We start from the raw sequence: 19,583 nt of genomic DNA on the forward strand, positions 1-19,583 counted from the left end.
ATTTGAAATTCGCCGATAAATGTTCTCGATTCGCCGATATCCTTCAAAAATTCGCTGATATATTCGAAAGTCTTTTTTAAAAGCGTAATTTTATTTCGAGGGTTACTGTGTTTTGAGTTCAAACTGAAGTGAAAACAACAAATATTACGAAAACAGCCTTTAATTTTAATAAAAGGGGGTAAGAACAGTGTCATCTTTTCCTTTGGAAGGAATTCGAATCCTTGATCTCAGTATGTGGTGGTCAGGGCCGATGTGTACATCATATCTCGGCGCACTTGGAGCCGAAGTTATTAAGATTGAATCGATACAGTTTCCTGATGGATTTAGGTATACGATGGCGCCTCCTGGAGAAAAGGATTGGTGGGAGCTTGGCCCGCAATGGAATGCCGCTAACCTGAACAAATTAGGATTAACCCTCAATATGAATGATCCAGAAGGAATCGAGTTGTTTAAGGAATTAGTGACGAAAAGCGATGTGGTAATTGAAAATTTTTCCCCTAGGGTAATGGAAAACTTCGGGCTTTCCTATGAAGAACTTTGTAAGGTAAATCCGAGAATTATTTTTGTGTCTATGCCAGCTTATGGAAGAACCGGCCCATATCGTAATAAACCTGGCTTCGCATACACGTTTGAAATCTTATCAGGGATTGCCCAGACAAACGGGTACCCAAATGAGAATCCGATGATTATATCTGGAGTTGGCGATGTCATTGCAAGTTTTCATACAGCATTTGCACTGTTGGCAGCTCTTGAATATAGACAACGAACAGGCAAAGGTCAATTTATTGAAGTAGCTCAAGCAGAAGCATGCGCTAATCTAATTGGACAGCCAATCGCAGATGTCTCAATGAACAGCAGGAATTGGGGACGGGTTGGGAATCGTCAGCCTAATATGGCCCCACACGGAGTATACCGCTGTAAAGGAGAAGATTCATGGGTGGCTATTTCGATTAGAAATGATGATGAGTGGGAAAAGTTTTGTAAGGTAATTGACAGCCCATTATTGGCAAAAGATGAACGGTTTCAAACTATAGTAGGCCGTTGTGAGTATCAAGATGAATTAGACGGGCTGATTGAAAAATGGACGCTGCAGCTAGGTCATTATGATGCCGCAAATTTGCTACAAAAGGCAGGAATATGTGCTGGTCCTGTACTAGAGGTAGATGAGATGGAGGAAGATCCATTTTTACAAGGGATGTACCAAGAAGTATCACGAGATCTTACCGGAACTCATGCTTTTCCTTCGTGGCCGGTTAAATTCTCTAGTACACGTCTTGAACACCACAGTCCCGCCCCAAAGCTTGGACAGCATAATGATTATGTATTAAAGGGCATTTTGGGCCGGTCAGATGAACAGATTAAAAAATTTGAGCAAAGAGAAATCATTGGGGTTGAACCATTGGGTGCCAAGATGAACAAATAACGGTAAACGCTGTTATATAAAGGCTAGGGGGGATTAAAGTGTCAATTAAGATCGGTACAAAACTTGGATGTACGAAATGCGAAAGTGAATTTATCGTGACAAAAGTAGGGAAGACAGAAATGAAGTGCTGCGGGATACCTTTAGAAAAGAAATAATCCTAGAGATTCATATGAAAGGACATCATTAATAGCTAACCTGCTAACTAGATGTTGAAAGGAGAGATAGTGATGGCAAATCAGCTTGGAAAACGTTTGGAGTGTAAGGAGTGCGGGAGTGAAGTTCTTTGCACAAAGGCTGGAGAAGGAGCGATTCAATGCTGTGGGATTAACATGCAGCTAAAAAAACCTGTTGCCTTGCCAACAGCAGACTAATCAATATCAGAGGATGTGAAAAGATTCATGGTAAAGGAGCTTGAAAATGATCTATTAACCGGGCTGCGGATTTTGGAACTAACGACCGGACCTTCTGGCGGCTATGCCGGAAGACTCTTCGCCGAAAGCGGTGCTCAGGTTACAAAGGTTATAACGGTTACTACATCTGTATCAGACTTTAGAGACTGCAAAAAAGAGATAATTGAAACCTGCAGTGAGCTGGAGTTTAACGATACAGTCATGAATCTTTTAAGTAAACAATGGGATATCGTTCTTTGGGATAGTCATTTATCTCTAAAGTTAAAATCAATTCTGGCTGCCAAAATGGAGAAATCTTGGATTGGCATTTACATCGAATTACCGCAAGGCGTGGACTTAGATGAGGAGCATGCTCTTCAAGCGCTTGGGGGATGGATGGATCTTACCGGTGATCCAAATTTTCCACCTCTTGCTGTCGGAGGATACTCGGCTGCATATTTAGTTGGTGCTCATGCGGCAGCTGCAGGATTATTGGCTCTGCTTGAAAGAGGTTGGACGGGAAAGCCCCGCTTAGTGCAAATTCAAGCTCTTACTATTGCTGTTAGCGCCCTTGAAGGAGCGTTTTCCACCTTTTTGGCAAGTGGAATTTCCCGGAGCAGGTCCGGTAACCGTCATAACAAATTGGCCCCAATGGCAATCCTGCCTGCCCTTGATAGCTGGGTTTTTATCGGAGCTCCTGTAGACGAAAAGTGGGAATTGTTAGAGGGATGGGCAGAACTCTCTCGTCGAAGGGAATGGTCCAGTAATGAAGGACGCCGGTTGGATTGTGTAGCATTGGAAAAAGCCTTGGGAAATTGGAGCAGCCGAATGACAAGTGAAGAATTATTTCTGATAGGTCAGGCTTTTCGTATGCCGTTTGCAAAGGTTCAGACTCCAGATGGAGTACTACATTGCCCGCAGCTAGATGCTCGAAGCTTTTTCAACAAATCGACTGCTGGCATACCTGGAATGCGGCTTCCTTGGAAGGCGCATACAGGACCTGTTCCCTTAAAGAACAGTGATACTTACTTTGAAAAAAGTTCCTGGAAGGGACTTAGGATTCTCGATTTGACCGGAATGTGGTCGGGTCCCTATTGTACTAGACTTTTTGCAGATCTAGGTGCAGAGGTCATTAAAATAGAGGCCCCTCATCGACCTGACGGGATTCGTTCAAATCGGGGCTCACAAGCCCCTTTTTTTAGGGAATTGAATCGCAATAAGTTAGGAATCCAGTTGGATCTTCGCTTAGAATCAGACCTCATCCGATTTTTAGATTTAGTCAAAGTAAGTGATGTGCTTATTGAAAATTTTAGTCCGCGAGTTATGCCTAATTTTGGGTTATCTAAAGAAGAACTTTGGAAAGCTAGACCAGACCTTACGATTGTTTCTCTTTCTGCATTCGGACAGACAGGTCCTTATCGTGATTTTGTTGGCTATGGTCCTACATTAGAGGCAATGTCAGGCATAGCTTCGCTAACTAAAAATTCTGCTAAAGAGAGCGAAATACCGTGGCTGCCTGGTTTTTCGGTAAGCGATATAGGCGCTGGAATTCATGGTGCATTTGCTTTGGCAGCGGCACTTATTTTTCGAAAGCGTGAAGGAAAAGGGACTCATATAGATGCCTCTCAGTATGAAATCGCTTGCCAGTTTACTGCAGATTATTTATTAAATAGGAGATTACCGAAAACGCCGAGTATTCATAACAGAGTGTATGGTATTTCAGAGCTTGCTCTTAAAGAGGAGATTTCACGATTAGTAATCGATGAAGGACCGCCGGTATTAGGAATGCCTTGGAAGAGTAATGGCTGGGAGGCACAAACAAATCCACCGCCAGAACTTGGTCAGCACATGGATGAGGTGCTTAAGCGAGTCGAGTCATGTAGTAATACAGAATTAGCATCCGTTTTTTAATGCAATTTTTTAAGATAAGAGGAGGTTTTTTGATGAAATACCGATACCTTGACGTCTGGGTCGATGATAGTATAGCCCATGTTTTATTGAATAACCCTGAAAACCACAATCAATTCAATCCTGAATTGGCACAAGAACTGTTAAGCATTGCCCGTGATTTACAGGAAAAAGACAACATTAAAGTGATTGTATTGGGTGGGCATGGAAAAAGCTTTTCAATCGGTCTTCATCCTCCGGATGGCGTAGAAAATTCTTTTGACGAGTCATATTCTGCCTTAAGCTTGGCATGTGCGGCAATTGAGGAGTGGGCGCGGTTGCCTGTTCCGATTATTGCGGCAATTAAAGGGTATTGTGCGTCTTTAGGTCTTAGTCTGGCATGTATAGCAGACATCCGCTATGCTTCCGAAAATGCATTGTTTTCTGTTCCGGAATCTTCTTGGGGACTGGTTCCTGCTGGAGGAATCACACAGCGGTTACCACGAATAATTGGAAAAGGTCCAGCCATGTCGATGCTCTTGGGAGGGGATGTGATCCAGGCATCTGAGGCGTTGAAATTAGGTTTAACAACCAAATTAACAGAGGATGATTTGGTTTTGTCAGAAGCCTGCAACAAGGCTCGGCAGCTTGTTAATATGTCAAGCCTTTCTATGCAATATACGAAGGAGTGTCTCCTTAAAGGCAGTGAATTACCTTTAGAACAAGCATTACGGTTGGAGCTTGATGTTTATATGCTTCTGCAAACAAGTCAGGACCGAATGGAAGGGGTTCAAGCCTTCCTCGAAAAGCGAACTCCGAATTTTATCGGTGAATAATTGCTAAAAAGTTTGTCATTATTACTGTAAAAAGGAGGCAGCAAAATGTACGGAAAAGAACCGGCGGTCCTGTTGGAAAAGGATGGACCTATTGCAGTAATTACATTAAATCGCCCGGAAAATCTAAATGCTTTTAATGTAGAGATACGGGATGGATTATATGAAGCAATATTAGCTTTTCGGGATGACCCATCTGTTAATGGTCTTGTTATTTGCGGGGCAGGAAGGGGATTTTGTGCGGGAGCAGATTTAACTGAATTTGGAACAGAACCTTCAGTCATAAGGAAACGGAGAATAAGACTGCAGCGGGATTTATGGGATGAAATCAGACGGTTTCCAAAACCGCTTGCAGCAGCTTTGCATGGTTTTGCCGTTGGATCTGGTCTGGAAATGGCAATGCTTTGTGATTTTCGCATGGCAGCGCCTGGAACCATCCTATCGCTTCCAGAGGCCAAATTGGGAATGATACCGGCAGCAGGCGGGACCCAAAGTCTCCCTAGACTGGTACATCAGGGCTTAGCCTTAGAATTTGCTCTTTTCGGCAATCGAATAACAGCTGAGGAGGGATTGGAGCGAGGAATGATTAGCATGATCGTACCATCGGAGAAACTTCTTGAGACCACTATTGATTATATGAAAGCACTCGTTGGACGTAATCCTAATTCAGCAAAATGGATTAAATCACTGGTGGCTCATGGTCTAGAGATGCCGTTATCACAAGGGCTTGCCAGGGAAAAGGTTCTCGTGGCACGATCATGGGCAACAAGAAGATGATCTTTATTAGGGAACTTATTTAAATGACGCGCTGTTCATTTTATTGTTTCCTGCTTTCTTATAAATTCAGCCGATATTTTCTCAGCAAAATCTATCACTAATTTAATTAGTTGATCACGTTTATCTTGGGGAAGACGTGTCATTGGGAGAAAAAGACCAAGTACAGCAATTGGCTCCTCACTGAGACCCCAAATTGGTACAGCAATCCCCCCGGAATCAGGGTAAGCTTCGCCGAAACTTGTAGAATAGCCAGCGTCTCTAATTTGAATTAGTTCAACCTTTAAATTTTCAATGCTTACCGAAGAATTTTTTTCGAACTCTGTTCGCTTGAAATAGGTATCAATATCTACAGTTGACATGTATGCCATATGGACCTTGCCTGCAGCACCTACATATAAATCTATTTCATCGCCAAAGGGGATGGTAACTTTAACAGGATGGATACTGTCAACCCCAGTTAAAAAAATGTAGCTATTTCCTGATCGAATGGATAGATAAATAGATTCATTTGTCAGCTGCGCTAATTCCTGAATAAATGGCTGTGCAACTGTTGTAATGTCATTCACTTGGAATTTCTGTACCAATTGAAAAAGAATCGGTCCTGGATAATACTGTTTGGTTTTGGTGTTTTTTATCAAAAAACCACGATCAGTCATTGTGGCTGCTAGGCGAAAAGCGGCCGTCTTACTGATACCTAACTCGCGTTCCACATCCATGAGTCCAACAGAATCATATTTAAGAAACATCGCTAGAAGTGAAATGGCATTATCTACAGTACTTAATCGATGAATCGTTTTTTTAGTGTTCATGATGTCCCCCATAATGCTATATTCTGATGTCATTTGTCAGTTATATTGTTTCCTAGATGAAAGTTACATTCATTATAAGGGAAGAAACAATTTTTGACAAACTATGAAAATAGTGAAAATATGGGCTTTCCAGAGTAAACAAGATTTCCGCTGGACCAGGCTGCCAGGACATTAATATGACTGAGCGCTTCCAAAGAACAGTTGAGGGGATCTAGATCCAAAGCGATAAGATCGGCTTGGTAACCAGGATGGATTTTACCTCGGACTTTTTCCCAGCCGCCAGCAAGTGCAGCACCGGTTGTATACATTTTTAAAGCCTGCCAGCGGCTTAGCTTTTCGGCCGGACCAACAACATTGCCGGAAATGGAAGCACGAATACAGGCTGTTTTAATCCCAATCCACGGATCGAAAGAAGCAATAGGTGCGTCTGAACCAGCAGCCATTGAGATATTTGCTGATCGTAAGCTGTTCATACGATAAAGCCACTCCTGTTCAAGTGGATCCACATCGATAAGGTAACGGTCACCATGATTATAAATAAGGCTGGGGTTGGTCACTACGATGATTCCTAACTCAGAAATTGCCGGTAAAAATGCATCCGGACATAGACTAAGGTGTTCAATCCGATGGCGGATTTTTTTTTCTGGATAGTTGTCCTGAGCTGAGCGAATGGCTTCTGTAGCAGTCCAAACCATTTCAGGATCCACTGCATGAACGGCAATTGGCACATTTCGGCTGGTTGCTGTAACTGCAATACGGGACAGTTCATCCAGAGACGGATAAAGTTCTGGGAGTGCTTCAAGTACTACCTTAACAGATCCCATTTCTAAGCGTGTTGAAATCTCCGGGGAGAATTCTTTTGCCAGGTGCTTAGTCAAAGTGAGATGATTTTTTTCATTCGCCATTAATTGAATTGGAATTGACCAATTTTCCTGATCTATTCTATTTGCCCAAAACTCTAAGTCTCCGAGTCCATTTGTTGGGGTAGCATCCTGGACAGAAGTTATTCCTCTACTAAGCAGCTTCTTTTGTAAATGGATTGCCCCTGTTTTAAGCTGGGCTGCGGTGATGGGAGGTATGACAAATTGAGAAAGCCAAGTATCACCGCCATAGATCACTCCCGTTGGCATTCCTGTTTCATAGTTACGATCGACCTTCATACCTGGAGGCTCTGAACTAGTTGGGCCAATTCCAGCAAGGGTCAGTGCTGCGCTGTTGAGGACTGAAGCATGACGAGTTACATGGCGCAGACGAACAGGATGGTTTGGAGCTGCTTGGTCTAAATCCCAGCGATTTGGATGCCGTTCTTCTTTTAGATAGAAAGGGTCATATCCGGTTGCGCGAATCCAGGTCCCAGGTGGTAAACATTTCGCCTCTTGACGTATAGCATTGATGATTTCTTCAATAGAATTAATTGAATTGCGGCTGCATGACACTGATAATTCGTGGCTGATCTGCGCACGAAGATGACAATGTGCATCAATAAGCCCAGGTAACAGGGTTAATCCTTTACCGTTAATACGCTTACCGCCAGGTTTAATGGGATAGTTTTCATTTTCAGAGGAAATAAGTGCAGTGATTTTTCCATCTGCCACAGCAACGCCTTTAGCAAACGGGCATTGTGAGTCCATCGTAATTACCGAGGCATTTTCAATAACAAAATCTGCTGGAGTTATGGGCATAACTAATTGCTCCTAAAATGTCATTTTTCTTAATTGTAAAAATAATATCATAAATATTCAAATGATTACAAAAGTTTTTATTAAGATTAGGAGGTTATGAGATTGAAATTAAAAGATAAAGTAGCCTTGATTACAGGCGGGTCGTCGGGTATCGGAAGAGGAATTTGCCATGCCTTCGCTAAAGAAGGAGCCTCAGTTGTGTTTGTAGGATTAAGCGAACAAAAAGGAAAAAGAACGGAAGAGGAATTGTTGAAGTTAGGTTGTAATGCCTTATTTATACAGGCAGATTTAGCAGATCGTAATAAGCTGCCAGCTATAGTTGAAAAGGTAATTGAAAGGTTTGGAGTACTTGATATTTTAGTGAATAATGCCCAAACCTCTCAAAATGTGATTTTTGAGGAAACGACGGAAGAGGTAATGGACCTTGCCTTGAATACAGGTTTTTGGTCAACCTTTATTTTAATGAAAAGTGCGTTGCCGTATTTAAAAATATCGAAAGGAAAGGTGATTAATTTTGTCTCAGGGGCAGGTATGATTGGACTGAGCAAACAAGCCTCATATGCAGCAGCAAAAGAAGCAATCCGTGGAATTTCTCGTGTAGCAGCAACTGAATGGGGCAGGTATGGGATAAATGTAAACCTTATTTCGCCAATTGCCAATTCACCAGGCGTTGAACGATTACAGGAGGAACATCCAAACGCTTACAATAAAATGGTCTCGCTTATCCCGCTTGGCCGTCTTGGCGATTGTGAGGAAGATATTGGGCGGGCAGCCGTATTTTTAGCCAGTCGAGATGCTGATTACATCACTGGACAGACGATTATGGTTGATGGGGGTACGGTCATGGTTCGATAGTGCATATATTTTAACCCTCATCAGGTTTTATAATCGCCGGTATTCTTAAGTAAGGGGGTATTCAGTTGATGCAAAAAATATTGGATGATGTATTTCTGTTGACAGTTCCAATTCCTTATGATTTTGGAAATGTAAATTGCTATTTAATCAAAGGAAAAAGGGGCTATACAGTTGTAGATACTGGTGATTATACAGAGGAAGCAATTGCTGTTTGGCAAAAAGTAATTAGCGAAGGCTTAGTAGTTGAAAAGGTTGTGGTTACACACGCTCATACAGACCATATTGGTTTAGCGGGATGGTTTCAGCAGCAGTTTAATGTCCCTGTTTGGATGGCAGCAAAAAGCTATGCGGAACTAAACAAAATCCGCGCTCAATTTATTAATGAAAAATATTTTAATCCTCATGCTTTATTTTTAGTAAGGCATGGAGGACCACTTTTTCGAAAACAAGATAACAGGTTTCATCAATATAAATCCTATCAATTTGATCCTGATATGGTATTTGATGAAAATGAAGAAATTCCTCTTGGCGATTACAGCTATAATACGATTTGGACCCCTGGACATTCTCCCGACCATTTTAGTTTCTTTAATGAGAAAAATCAGGTGCTTTTCGTTGGCGATCATATCTTAAATTCTATTAATCCGATTGTGATTTGCAATGGAGAGGGTGATAACCCTTTAAAAGACTATCTTCAAGCGCTTGAAAAGCTGATGCAATGCCAGGCCAAATATGTTCTTCCCGGTCATGGGGAGCCAATTCCTGATTTAATGGCAAGAATTGAATTAATGATGTCTCATTATCAAAAAAGATGGAACCAAACATATGATGCTATTAATGAACAGGGAAGTACCGCCTTTGAAGTTTCACAGCAAGTATATGGGAGAAACCTTTCTCAGGAGCGTGCAGGTTCTGCTTTTTATCAAACGATTACCAATCTAACTTACTTGGAATCACTTGGTCAGGTCAAGATAGCGGAAAAGGAAGGAAAAATATATTTCTATCAAAATAGCTGAAAAAGGTATGCTATAAAGGCTGGACTCTAATATCCCAGCCTTTATTCTATCCCGGCTTTAGTTGTTAAGTTCATTGCAGAATATATTTCACTAAGTAATACTTTGTAATCGCCAAATATTCTCTAGTATAGGATTTAACAACCGCCATCGCTGGTGTATTAGCCGGAAGTCCTTCAACCTTAAGTCCTTGGTCACCGGCAAGCGATACTGCACGGTATACATGAAAGGTATTCGTTACCACCAGGCCAAACTTGGCATCAGGAGGTAAGCGTTTTTTCGAAAAACGGATATTTTCATATGTATCAGTCGATTTATTTTCTAAAATAATCCTAGATTCATTAATTCCTCTGTTTACTAGCTCTCTTTTGACCGTTTCCGCTTCGGAGATATCCTCCCCAGGCCCTTTTCCACCTGATGCAATCACGATGGTCTTTTCATTTTTCTTTAAGTAGTCTGCGGCAGTCTCAATTCTGCTGGCAAGGGCCAATGAAGGAACTGTCCCCTTTACTCTTGCCCCCAAAACAATTAAATAATCTGCGTTATTTGGTACTTTCTCTTGACTATATTGGCTAATTTTGAATTGTAAGAACCCAACATAAATTAACCCCAAAACGATTATTATACCCATGACCGATAACACTTTCTTTCGTCTATTCATTCTATATTACCCCGCCATCATCTCTTGTATTTCCATATTATACTAGACATTGGCATATTTGGGATAACGTAATAAAGGGGAACTGAATTTTATTAATAGTCAGAATTACTCAAAAACGGGGACATGTGATTTAAATCACTTAATTGAAGTGTTTTTTTTCATATAATCACCTATGGATATAGTGAAAACATAAGGAGTGTTTAAATTGTTAGATCAAAAAACAATCGATATCGTTAAATCAACAGTACCTGTGTTAGAACAACACGGAGAAGCAATTACCACCAGATTCTATCAGTTAATGTTCGGCAATCACCCTGAATTATTAAATATATTTAACCATGCTAACCAAAAGCAAGGCAGACAGCAAAGAGCGCTTGCCGGAGCAGTTTATGCTGCGGCTGCCTATATTGATAACCTTGAGGCTATTCTTCCAGTTGTAAAGCAAATTGGTCACAAACATAGAAGTCTTGGCATTAAACCAGAGCATTATCCAATTGTCGGAAAACATTTACTTTTGGCCATTAAAGATGTCCTTGGCGATGCTGCAACAGATGAAGTAATTGATGCATGGGCTAAAGCTTACGGTGTTATTGCAGACGCCTTTATCAGCGTAGAAGCAGAAATGTATGAAGAGGCTGCAAAACAAAAAGGCGGCTGGGATGGATTCCGCCGCTTTATCGTTGAAAAGAAGGTTGTGGAAAGTGATGTTATTACTTCATTCTATTTAAAACCTGTGGATCACAAAGAAATTGCTGATTTTCAGCCTGGTCAATATATTAGTATAAAACTGGATATTGAAGGCGAAAAATTTACCCATATCCGTCAATACAGTTTATCTGATGCACCTGGTAAGGACTATTACCGTATTAGTGTAAAGCGTGAAGCAGGTACACCAAATCCGGATGGAATGGTGTCTAACTATCTGCACGACAGTGTAGAAGAAGGGGAAATTCTTCAAATTAGTGCACCAGCAGGAGATTTCGTACTTGATACAGATAAGGAAACGCCAGTAGTTCTTTTAAGCGGCGGCGTCGGCTTAACACCAATGATGAGTATGCTGAAAACTGTGGCGGACGTTCAGCCAGAGCGAAAAGTTATCTTTATCCATGCAGCACAAAACGGAAATGTTCATGCCCTAAGAGATGAAGTAGAAGAACTTACTAAGCTCGAAAATGTAACTTCCTATTTCTTCTATGATTCACCAACAGAAGAGGATCGTAAAAACAATCGTTTTGATGTTGAAGGTTATGTAACACGTGATTGGTTAGATGAGAAAGTTCCTACAAAAGATGCTGATTTTTACTTCTGTGGCCCGCTGCCATTTATGAAGGCTATTAATCGCTCCTTGACAGAATTAGGAGTACAAGAAGAACGTATTCATTTCGAATTCTTTGGTCCTAAAGCTGCATTAGTATAATGAGACAAAACCCGGTATCGAAATTTAGCTGCCGGGTTTTTTAATGCCTTCTTTTTAGCATTATTTGTAAGACTAAAAGTTTGAATCCTTCCATAATTATGTTTAAATAAAAGTAAGAAAAATGCTAGAAAGGATTGAGCTTTTTGAGTAAGAATATGGTTCGATCGATTACCATAATCGCAGTATTTTTTTGTCTCCTCTGGCTCGTTGGGCTTGGCTGGGCTGTGGGGGATTATTATGCCGGCAAACCGGAAAAGGTTGTACATGAAGCTGATGTTTCCACTGAGGCAGAAAACAAACAGGGATTGACAATTGTTGCTTTAGGGGACTCCCTTACGAGAGGGACCGGTGATGAGACAGGAAAAGGTTATGTTGGTGTTTTAGTTGATGAAATAAAGGAAAAGAGCAAAAAATCAGTCCAGCTGACAAACCTTGGCATTAACGGACAAAGATCTGATCAATTGAAAAAGCAAATCCAGCAAAAAGAAGTAGGAAGGCAGCTGCAAAAAGCGGATGTCGTATTGGTAACTATTGGCGGTAATGATTTATTTCGCAGCGGAGAAGGTTTAATGGATTTCCAAACAGAAGATATTGCTGCAATTGAAAAGAAATACCTCAGCAATTTAAAATTTATTTTTGAACAAATCCGTAAGAACAATAAACAAGCCAATGTGTTTTTTGTCGGTTTGTATAATCCATTCATTGAGTTAGACCAAGGTAAAGAAATGTCCAAAGTTATCCGCCACTGGAATTATGACAGTGCGGAGGTAAGTGCTGAGTTTCCAAAGATTGTGTTCGTACCTACTTTCGATCTGTTTGAGTTAAAGGTTAATGACTACTTGTATTCCGATAAATTTCATCCCAATACAAAAGGGTATCGGCTAATCGCAGAACGTGTTGCTTCATTGCTTACCTGGTAAGGAGATATATATGGAGAAAAAAATCACATTATCTGTTAAGGATTTAAGGAAAGTTATTGGAAGACGGGAAATTATCAAAGGGTTGACCTTTGATTTGCGGGAAGGAGAGGTATTTGGCTTTCTTGGACCGAATGGCGCTGGAAAAACAACAACCATCCGTATGCTCGTAGGATTGATCAAACCGACATCAGGAAGCATTCATATCTGTGGCAGCAATATTGCAGAAGATTTTAAAGGTGCCCTGAAGAACCTTGGCTGTATCGTGGAAAACCCGGAGTTGTATCCATACCTGTCAGGCTATAATAATCTTTTGCATTTTGCTCGAATGCTTGATGGCGTTGGGGAAGGACGGATTAAAGAGGTCACGGCGCTTGTCGGTTTATCCGAGAGAATACATGATAAAGTTAAAACCTATTCACTGGGAATGAGACAGCGCCTAGGAATAGCACAGGCCCTCTTAGGCAACCCAAAAGTTTTAATTCTTGATGAACCGACAAATGGATTAGACCCTGCAGGTATCCGCGAAATGAGAGAGTTCATTCGCTTTCTAGCTGAACAGGAAGGGTTAAGTGTTCTGGTATCAAGCCATCTGCTAAGCGAAATCCAGCTTTTATGCGACCGGGTGGCGATAATTGCGAAAGGTACCATCATTCGGACAGACACAGTACAAAAGCTTCTATCAAATCGTGAAAAAATGGTATGGCGCCTCGATCCATTTTTTAAAGGGAAAGAAGTGTTAGGAGCATTAACCGGGATCGAAGAAAAAGAAGACGGTACACTTTGGACAGAATATAATGAACAAATGACACCAGAATGGAATAAACAGCTGGTCGAAGCTGGTGTGTCCGTGTTGGAAATGAATCGCAAAATGCCGGTGCTGGAAGATTTATTCCTCGAACTGACCGGAGGTGAAACGATTGAATAAATTGGTCCAAAATGAAATGTTGAAACTCATTGCCAAGAAACGACTGGTCGTTATTGCCCTGATTATAGGTGTTTTAGTGATCCTGTTTACATATGCCCAATATAAACAAGTACAAACACAAAGGGAAAAATTAGGAACAAGTGATTGGCGTACAATTCTCCAGCAGCAAATTGTTGATACAACCAATCGGCTTAGCAGCAGCCGAATTTCTGATGAATGGAAAAAGCAGCTGCAAATTTCGCTTCAGCAGCAACAATATTATCTGGATCATGATATTAATCCTGCGGAACCGGGTGCACCAACCTTCATGCGGATTTTTCTTGAAAACTCGATTGATTTATTTATCCCTTTAATGGTGATGGTGATCGCCAGTGATCTTGTTTCATCAGAACATAGTCTTGGTACGGTTAAACTTCTGCTGACAAGGCCAGTCAACAGGTGGAAGGTACTGCTTAGTAAATACATAACACTTTGTTTAGCGATATCCTTAATTATAGCCATAACCGGCTTTTTATCTTATGCTATTTCGGGTGTTGTATTTGGCTATAAGGGATTTGGGGCGCCGATTTTAACGGGTTTTCATGTAACGGACGAGGGGTTAAATACATCTGATGTAAAATTATTAAGTCTGTGGAAGTTTTTATTAATGGACTTAGGGCTTGTTTGGTTTGTGGCAATCGTGGTTGGTACACTTTCCTTCATGCTTTCGGTGCTGATTCGGAGTACAGCAGCTGGCATGGGCGTGATGCTTGCGGCCCTAATATCCGGGGCTATCCTTAGTAATATGGTTTCGTCCTGGGAATCAGCGAAATACTTTTTCATGGTAAATCTCAGGTTAACTGACTATATGAAGGGCAATGCGCCGCCGATTGAAGGGATGAATCTTTCGTTCTCTATGTCGGTGCTGCTTGTATGGTGGGCCGCCGCATTACTGGTATCATTTATGGTGTTTACGAAAAAAGATGTTTATTAAATGAATGGACTCCTTTCAAAATGAGAAAGGGGTCTTTTGCATTCTTGAGAAATAATTACTAATTATTTGCCGAAATGGTAAATTTTTTTTGCTTTACTGGGTATGCTAACTTCTTGTGAAGCACTTTATTAAAAAAGGAATAGTGGAAGGTGAAAAACATGAAGTTAAACGTATTTATTTTAGCGTTAGGATTAATTTTTTCAACATCTGGGTTTGCAACGGCGCAGGGGACGGTGCCTGACACCAATAGAGATCACCAACATCATAAAATGCATAAGGATTGGCATGTACAGATGCTGGAACGGGAACAGAAGCTTCTTTCTTGGGTTGAGCAATATACTCCAGAGAAAAAATCAGAGTGGACTCAAGCTATAGAGGAAAAGAAAGAGCTTCGCAAACAGTGGAAGAAACCCGAAAATGCTAAAAAACGCGAGCAATGGAAAAAGGAAAAATTGGAGAAAATGCAGAATTTGAAGAAGCTGCTGGAAGAAGGGAAAATTACCAAGGAACAATTTATGAAGGAGATTCATGGCGGCAAATATATGGCACATTGGAAAAAATTCAGAGACCTGCAAACAGCTATTGAGAACAAGGATGACAAGCAGGCTAAAGACATTCTTAATCAGCTGTTAGACCATTACAAAGCACATAACGCCAAAATGAAAGAAATGCTGGCAGAATAAGAATATTGGGAAAAAGCCAATCAAACTGGTCTGGCTTTCAGATTGTCGAGAGAGGGTATTTTTTCTCGGCAATTTTTCATTTGTCAGATCCTAAAATACGGATTATATAATAAGATTGCCCATGCTAACGGGGCCTGTTGATTTCCGCTCCGTGCACTCGCTTTCCGCGGGGAGGTCCTGGAGCCTCCTCGGCGCCTTGCGCCTGTGGGGTCTCCAGTGACCTCTCGATACCGCAGGAGTCGAGTGCCCTCCGCTCCAATCAACAGGGGGCAAATCAACCTAAAGAATTGCAACACACCTTTTCCAACCTAGCTAAATGTGTTGCTATCTTTTATATTTTCGCAGGCTCCAGTAAGAAGAGTCTGTTTACTTGCTCTTTTACAATCCCCGTAACCGGCAGGAGTGAAGCCATCTTGTGCTTCATTCTAAAAGCACAATTTCATCAAAAACCTCCTGAAAAATAGTTGTATCCTTAAATCGATGTTGACTATTCCAGCTAATCGTAGAGTGAGGTGGAACTGAATCCTTGAATTTTTAACCTAAAAACCAGCGGTAGGCTACGTTTGTTCTTATTTCCCTTTCTAATTGACGTTCAGAACGAATGCCGTAAATATAGCCAATAAACATCATTTTAAATAGAATCAGGGGATCAGTAGGGTGTCCGTTATTATCGCTATAATAAGGACGAATTTTTTTAAGAAGAAACGAAAAATCAATATATTTATCGATCAATCGAAGAAGGAAATCGTAGGAACCAGTTCATCAATAGAAACAAATTCATATTCGCTTTGGCTAAACTCTTTTGGCTTAAACATTAATTTCACCGCTTTTTTTATTATTTTTTGATGGGATGGAGGTCTTTATTGAATACCCACCCTGTTGATTGGAGCGGAAGGCGCGAAGACTCCTGCGGGAGTACGGGGCAGGGGAGACCCCGCAGGCGCTTCAGCGCCGAGGAGACTCCCCGGCACGCCCGCGGAAAGCGAAGCACCTGGAGCGCAAATCAACAGACTTGTTGAGAAGCCGATATTAATAATAATATTAATTTGGTGAATTGTTAAAGTAAAAATTTAAAATAAAAGGCTGTCGAAAGTTTTTCGACAGCCTGAAAGCCAATCAAACTTAATTGGCTTTTTTGCTTTTTCGACGGGGAAGAACGAATCCCGAATTTCATAAAATCTTTATTGAGTGGGAATTGTAAGAATGATATATCATAAGGAGGGGTCTGTATGAAACGGAAGGGATTAATGATGACAACAGCTGCATTAGGAGCAGCATATTTACTTCGAAACGATAAGTCCCGGAAAAAGTTAATGAATCAATTTCAAGCGTTAGCAGACAAATCGAGAAGGTAAGAACAAAAAAACATCCCTCGAAACAATTCAGGGGATGTTTTTCTAAGTTATTTTTTTAAATTAACTGTCTCTTTTTTTGCTTCTTGGATGTCGCTTTTTATTTCTTCTTTAATATCATCAGTTATTCCATCAGTCGCACGCTTAAATTCTCGAATCGATTTACCGAAGGCACGGCCAATTTCGGGAAGCTTATTAGGACCGAATATAATTAAAGCAAGCACTAAAATTAAAATTAATCCGGGCATTCCAATATTTGAAAGCATGAATTCAACTCCTAGCAATGAGTAGTCTACAGAATCATTATAGCGGGTGGCTACTCATTATTCTAGTATTATAAATTTAAAATTACTTTCCGTTTATTCGTAAAATTTATTGAATTAAATTAGACTGAATGTAGTGATATAAAAGCTTAGCTGTATTTTCGATTGATGATTTATGAGTGCGTTCAAATGCGTGAGACGAGTCAATGCCAGGACCAATTAACCCATGAATAATATCGTGCCCGGAGCGAATGGCTGCAGAAGCGTCAGAGCCATAGTATGGGTAAATGTCTAATTTATATTGGATGTTATTCTCCTCAGCAAGACGTACTAGATGTTTTCGTAATTCATAATGGTAAGGGCCGCTTGCATCCTTGACACATATAGAGACTGTATATTCGTCAGTTGACTGACCGTCTCCCATCGCCCCCATATCTACAGCCAGATACTCCACCGTTTCCGGAGTGATGTTGGAGTTACCGCCATAGCCGATTTCCTCATTGTTTGAAATTAAAAAATGGGTTGTGTATGGTAAGTGAAGATTTTCTGTTTTTATTTGCTTCATTAACTGTAATAGAATTGCAACGCTTGCTTTATCGTCTAAATGACGAGATTTTATGTAACCACTAGGTGTTACCTCGACGCGCGGGTCAAATGAAACAAAATCGCCTACTTCTATCCCAAGGGCGCGTACTTCTTGTTCGCTATGTACTTTTTCATCAATGCGGACTTCCATATTATCTTGATTGCGTTCCTTTTTGCCAGCGTCTTTATAGACGTGGACAGATGTTTGATGCATAAGAATCGTCCCGCTATATTTTTTTCCGTTGCTTGTTTCTATTTGGCAGTATTCACCTTCAATAGAGTTGTACTTGAAGCCGCCAATTAAGTCAATTTTTAATCTGCCGCTCGGTTTAATCTCCTTGACCATTGCCCCGAGTGTGTCAACATGCGCGGTTAACATCCGATGTTGGCTCGAATCCTTACCTTCTATTGTTGCAATTAATCCACCCTTCCGGTTCCTCCGAGTTGTAATTTGTAATTCCGAAAGGAATTTTTCGACATAGGTAATCACTTCATTGGTGTTACCTGATGGACTAGGAATTGATACTAGATTTTTTAATAATGGAAATATTTCTTCGATATTCGGGTATACCATAAACCTTCTCCTCTCAAAATTTATTTCCTTTATATTATATAACTAATAGAAAAATTCATGTTAATAAAGCTCTCATCTGCAATTTTTTTAATCTGCCGCATAGGATAGGTAGTGATTGTTTTATCGAGAATAAAACGGCTATAAATTGGAGATAAATGCAAGTGTTCAGACTATTAAAAAAACAAAACGATAATCTTCAATGCAGTAAGGGAGAGGGGAAAATTGACCAGAGCAGAACTATACAACCAAAAGCCGAAGCAATCGCCATGGAGAGGTCTATTACTTTTCATCATAACATGTATGATTGTAAGCGCAGGGGTATTTGGATTCTTGCAATACTATCAGAATACCATCAAAATTGAAGCGCCAACAGAGAAGCTAGGAAAAAAAGTAGTCATCGACCTGCCGAACGGTCAGAAGGTGTATACGTATGACCATTTAATCATCGAAAAGAACGGAAAAATGTATTATAAAGGCGAACGTAATACCATTGATTTAACCGGCGGAACGGTTGTTTATGAAAACTGGAAGGAGCCGGAATAAATTAAAGGTGTGTCAGGCACCATGTGAATTTTTCACATGGTGCCTGACACCCTTTTCCTATTTAAACCAGCCTTTTTTATAGAACCACCAGGACATCCCTAAGGCAATTATAAACATGGTAATAAGTGTTACAAAGTAGCCGTATCGCCAGTTTAATTCTGGCATATAGTGAAAATTCATTCCATACAGGCCGACGATAAAAGTTAATGGCATAAAGATTGTGGTAATCACGGTTAGGACTTTCATCACATGGTTTGTTTGATGTGAATTAATGGATATATAGCTGTCCCGAATATCAGTTGTCAATTCGCGGTTTGCTTCAATCATTTCCGTTAATTTAAGCAAATGATCGTGAATATCAGAAAAGTATTCTTTTTTTCCATGAATATACGTCATCCGCTGTGAGTTAAGAATTCGATATACGAGATCCCTCATCGGTGTAATTGTATGCCGTAAAGATAGGAGATCATGCCGGGTATCAAATAAATCCTCAAGCAGCACCTCCATTGTTCTTCCTTTTGAATTTTCATCAATTTGATTTAACTTATCCTCTATTTGATAAACAAGTGGAAAATAATTGTCCACCATTTTATCAATCACATTATATAAAATGTGTGAGGGGTCCCATTTCTTCGTATGAACAGCCTCACTCAACCTAACCCATACCTCATTAATTTCCTTTGAAGGTTTGTGATGGAAGGTCACAACAAAATGTTCGCTAAGAAAGAAATCAATCTCTTCTCTTGTTACGTCTCCTTGATTAAGGGATTGGGTGACAAAGAAGGTGTAGCCCTCATAATAGTCAAGCTTTGGTCGCTGTAAGGTAAAGATACAGTCTTCTATTGCTAATGGATGAAAATTTAACGGTTCTCTTAGAAGGTCAATTTCCGCTTCGGATGGTTCATTAAAATCAATCCAGTACCAAAGAAAATCTTCCGCCACCAGCTTTGTGATGTCTACATCTTTTATTACATCATGATTTTTTGTGACCGCTAATGTTCTAATCATAAAAACTCTCC

At 40.5% G+C, this 19,583-nt stretch carries 20 protein-coding genes and 1 pseudogene; 14 read left to right on the forward strand and 7 right to left on the reverse strand.

Annotation, left to right across the window (positions count from 1 at the left end; all coding sequences use genetic code 11):
• Positions 1-187 precede the first annotated feature (187 nt).
• The 5 genes from IE222_RS01590 to IE222_RS01610 all read left to right on the forward strand — a co-directional run bounded on the left by IE222_RS01590 (position 188) and on the right by IE222_RS01610 (position 5,309).
• Complete coding sequence (locus tag IE222_RS01590) at positions 188-1,423, forward strand: CaiB/BaiF CoA transferase family protein (RefSeq protein WP_191269022.1); 1,236 nt, start codon at positions 188-190, stop codon at positions 1,421-1,423.
• Between the two features lie 227 nt (positions 1,424-1,650).
• A complete protein-coding gene (locus IE222_RS01595; RefSeq protein ID WP_191269024.1) occupies positions 1,651-1,794 on the forward strand; it encodes a desulfoferrodoxin in 144 nt (47 codons plus the stop codon).
• A gap of 27 nt (positions 1,795-1,821) precedes the next feature.
• Positions 1,822-3,723 (forward strand): CoA transferase, encoded by a 1,902-nt coding sequence (locus IE222_RS01600; RefSeq protein ID WP_191269027.1) that lies wholly within the window; start codon positions 1,822-1,824, stop codon positions 3,721-3,723.
• 32 nt (positions 3,724-3,755) lie between these two features.
• Positions 3,756-4,535: an enoyl-CoA hydratase/isomerase family protein gene (locus IE222_RS01605; RefSeq protein WP_191269029.1), complete on the forward strand. Its 780-nt coding sequence runs from the start codon at positions 3,756-3,758 to the stop codon at positions 4,533-4,535.
• 45 nt (positions 4,536-4,580) lie between these two features.
• Positions 4,581-5,309, forward strand: a complete 729-nt coding sequence (locus IE222_RS01610; RefSeq protein WP_191269031.1) for an enoyl-CoA hydratase/isomerase family protein — start codon at positions 4,581-4,583, stop codon at positions 5,307-5,309.
• A 35-nt stretch (positions 5,310-5,344) separates the two neighbouring features.
• Here the strand turns inward: IE222_RS01610 and IE222_RS01615 are convergent, their stop codons facing one another.
• Positions 5,345-6,118, reverse strand: coding sequence for an IclR family transcriptional regulator (locus IE222_RS01615; protein ID WP_191269033.1), 774 nt, complete (start codon positions 6,116-6,118; stop codon positions 5,345-5,347).
• Between the two features lie 101 nt (positions 6,119-6,219).
• On the reverse strand, positions 6,220-7,800 hold the full coding sequence (locus IE222_RS01620; RefSeq protein ID WP_191269035.1) for an amidohydrolase: 1,581 nt from the start codon (positions 7,798-7,800) through the stop codon (positions 6,220-6,222).
• A gap of 96 nt (positions 7,801-7,896) precedes the next feature.
• On the opposite strand from IE222_RS01620, the gene IE222_RS01625 reads away from it, so the two are divergent.
• Positions 7,897-8,655: an SDR family NAD(P)-dependent oxidoreductase gene (locus tag IE222_RS01625; protein ID WP_191269037.1), complete on the forward strand. Its 759-nt coding sequence runs from the start codon at positions 7,897-7,899 to the stop codon at positions 8,653-8,655.
• A 68-nt stretch (positions 8,656-8,723) separates the two neighbouring features.
• Complete coding sequence (locus IE222_RS01630; protein WP_191269039.1) at positions 8,724-9,671, forward strand: MBL fold metallo-hydrolase; 948 nt, start codon at positions 8,724-8,726, stop codon at positions 9,669-9,671.
• 70 nt (positions 9,672-9,741) lie between these two features.
• Here IE222_RS01630 and IE222_RS01635 read toward each other — a convergent pair whose 3' ends face one another.
• Positions 9,742-10,329, reverse strand: coding sequence for a YdcF family protein (locus IE222_RS01635; RefSeq protein ID WP_191269040.1), 588 nt, complete (start codon positions 10,327-10,329; stop codon positions 9,742-9,744).
• 205 nt (positions 10,330-10,534) lie between these two features.
• Here IE222_RS01635 and hmpA point away from each other — a divergent pair, with 205 nt between their 5' ends.
• The 5 genes from hmpA (at position 10,535) to IE222_RS01660 (ending at position 15,247) form a co-directional block, all read left to right on the forward strand.
• Complete coding sequence (gene hmpA / locus IE222_RS01640; protein WP_191269042.1) at positions 10,535-11,746, forward strand: NO-inducible flavohemoprotein; 1,212 nt, start codon at positions 10,535-10,537, stop codon at positions 11,744-11,746.
• A gap of 143 nt (positions 11,747-11,889) precedes the next feature.
• Complete coding sequence (locus IE222_RS01645) at positions 11,890-12,666, forward strand: SGNH/GDSL hydrolase family protein (RefSeq protein WP_191269044.1); 777 nt, start codon at positions 11,890-11,892, stop codon at positions 12,664-12,666.
• A 10-nt stretch (positions 12,667-12,676) separates the two neighbouring features.
• Entirely contained in the window at positions 12,677-13,591 is a 915-nt protein-coding gene (locus tag IE222_RS01650) for an ABC transporter ATP-binding protein (protein ID WP_191269046.1), read from the forward strand.
• Positions 13,584-14,564: an ABC transporter permease gene (locus IE222_RS01655; RefSeq protein WP_191269048.1), complete on the forward strand. Its 981-nt coding sequence runs from the start codon at positions 13,584-13,586 to the stop codon at positions 14,562-14,564. Before IE222_RS01650 ends, IE222_RS01655 begins: the two co-directional genes overlap by 8 nt.
• A gap of 158 nt (positions 14,565-14,722) precedes the next feature.
• Positions 14,723-15,247 (forward strand): hypothetical protein, encoded by a 525-nt coding sequence (locus tag IE222_RS01660; RefSeq protein WP_191269049.1) that lies wholly within the window; start codon positions 14,723-14,725, stop codon positions 15,245-15,247.
• A gap of 429 nt (positions 15,248-15,676) precedes the next feature.
• Here IE222_RS01660 and IE222_RS26270 read toward each other — a convergent pair.
• Positions 15,677-16,062: pseudogene (locus IE222_RS26270) on the reverse strand (transposase); the annotation flags it as partial.
• Positions 16,063-16,476: 414 nt separating this feature from the next.
• Here IE222_RS26270 and IE222_RS26670 point away from each other — a divergent pair.
• On the forward strand, positions 16,477-16,602 hold the full coding sequence (locus IE222_RS26670) for a hypothetical protein (protein WP_275671418.1): 126 nt from the start codon (positions 16,477-16,479) through the stop codon (positions 16,600-16,602).
• Between the two features lie 47 nt (positions 16,603-16,649).
• Here IE222_RS26670 and tatA read toward each other — a convergent pair whose 3' ends face one another.
• Both tatA and IE222_RS01675 read right to left on the reverse strand, forming a co-directional pair.
• The gene (gene tatA, locus IE222_RS01670) at positions 16,650-16,865 is read right to left on the reverse strand and encodes a twin-arginine translocase TatA/TatE family subunit (protein ID WP_191269053.1); all 216 of its coding nucleotides are present in this window, start codon (positions 16,863-16,865) and stop codon (positions 16,650-16,652) included.
• A 106-nt stretch (positions 16,866-16,971) separates the two neighbouring features.
• Positions 16,972-18,021 (reverse strand): M42 family metallopeptidase, encoded by a 1,050-nt coding sequence (locus IE222_RS01675; protein WP_191269055.1) that lies wholly within the window; start codon positions 18,019-18,021, stop codon positions 16,972-16,974.
• A 222-nt stretch (positions 18,022-18,243) separates the two neighbouring features.
• Between IE222_RS01675 and IE222_RS01680 the strand changes: the two genes are divergently transcribed.
• Complete coding sequence (locus IE222_RS01680; RefSeq protein ID WP_191269057.1) at positions 18,244-18,564, forward strand: hypothetical protein; 321 nt, start codon at positions 18,244-18,246, stop codon at positions 18,562-18,564.
• Between the two features lie 57 nt (positions 18,565-18,621).
• Here IE222_RS01680 and corA read toward each other — a convergent pair whose 3' ends face one another.
• Positions 18,622-19,572, reverse strand: coding sequence for a magnesium/cobalt transporter CorA (gene corA, locus IE222_RS01685; RefSeq protein ID WP_191269059.1), 951 nt, complete (start codon positions 19,570-19,572; stop codon positions 18,622-18,624).
• Between the last annotated feature and the right edge of the window lie 11 nt (positions 19,573-19,583).

Source organism: Neobacillus kokaensis (assembly GCF_014656545.1).
Taxonomy (GTDB): domain Bacteria; phylum Bacillota; class Bacilli; order Bacillales; family Cytobacillaceae; genus Neobacillus; species Neobacillus kokaensis.

Bases quoted from the DNA above. Each gene is read 5' to 3' on its own strand.
- IE222_RS01675 (WP_191269055.1), bottom strand. From the start codon at position 18,021: ATGGTATACCCGAATATCGAAGAAATATTTCCATTATTAAAAAATCTA.
- IE222_RS01660 (WP_191269049.1), top strand. From the start codon at position 14,723: ATGAAGTTAAACGTATTTATTTTAGCGTTAGGATTAATTTTTTCAACA.
- IE222_RS01605 (WP_191269029.1), top strand. From the start codon at position 3,756: ATGAAATACCGATACCTTGACGTCTGGGTCGATGATAGTATAGCCCAT.
- IE222_RS01650 (WP_191269046.1), top strand. From the start codon at position 12,677: ATGGAGAAAAAAATCACATTATCTGTTAAGGATTTAAGGAAAGTTATT.
- corA (WP_191269059.1), bottom strand. From the start codon at position 19,572: ATGATTAGAACATTAGCGGTCACAAAAAATCATGATGTAATAAAAGAT.
- IE222_RS01595 (WP_191269024.1), top strand. From the start codon at position 1,651: ATGGCAAATCAGCTTGGAAAACGTTTGGAGTGTAAGGAGTGCGGGAGT.
- IE222_RS01635 (WP_191269040.1), bottom strand. From the start codon at position 10,329: ATGAATAGACGAAAGAAAGTGTTATCGGTCATGGGTATAATAATCGTT.
- IE222_RS01615 (WP_191269033.1), bottom strand. From the start codon at position 6,118: ATGAACACTAAAAAAACGATTCATCGATTAAGTACTGTAGATAATGCC.
- tatA (WP_191269053.1), bottom strand. From the start codon at position 16,865: ATGCTTTCAAATATTGGAATGCCCGGATTAATTTTAATTTTAGTGCTT.
- IE222_RS01625 (WP_191269037.1), top strand. From the start codon at position 7,897: ATGAGATTGAAATTAAAAGATAAAGTAGCCTTGATTACAGGCGGGTCG.
- IE222_RS01600 (WP_191269027.1), top strand. From the start codon at position 1,822: ATGGTAAAGGAGCTTGAAAATGATCTATTAACCGGGCTGCGGATTTTG.
- IE222_RS01610 (WP_191269031.1), top strand. From the start codon at position 4,581: ATGTACGGAAAAGAACCGGCGGTCCTGTTGGAAAAGGATGGACCTATT.
- IE222_RS26670 (WP_275671418.1), top strand. From the start codon at position 16,477: ATGAAACGGAAGGGATTAATGATGACAACAGCTGCATTAGGAGCAGCA.
- IE222_RS01620 (WP_191269035.1), bottom strand. From the start codon at position 7,800: ATGCCCATAACTCCAGCAGATTTTGTTATTGAAAATGCCTCGGTAATT.
- IE222_RS01630 (WP_191269039.1), top strand. From the start codon at position 8,724: ATGCAAAAAATATTGGATGATGTATTTCTGTTGACAGTTCCAATTCCT.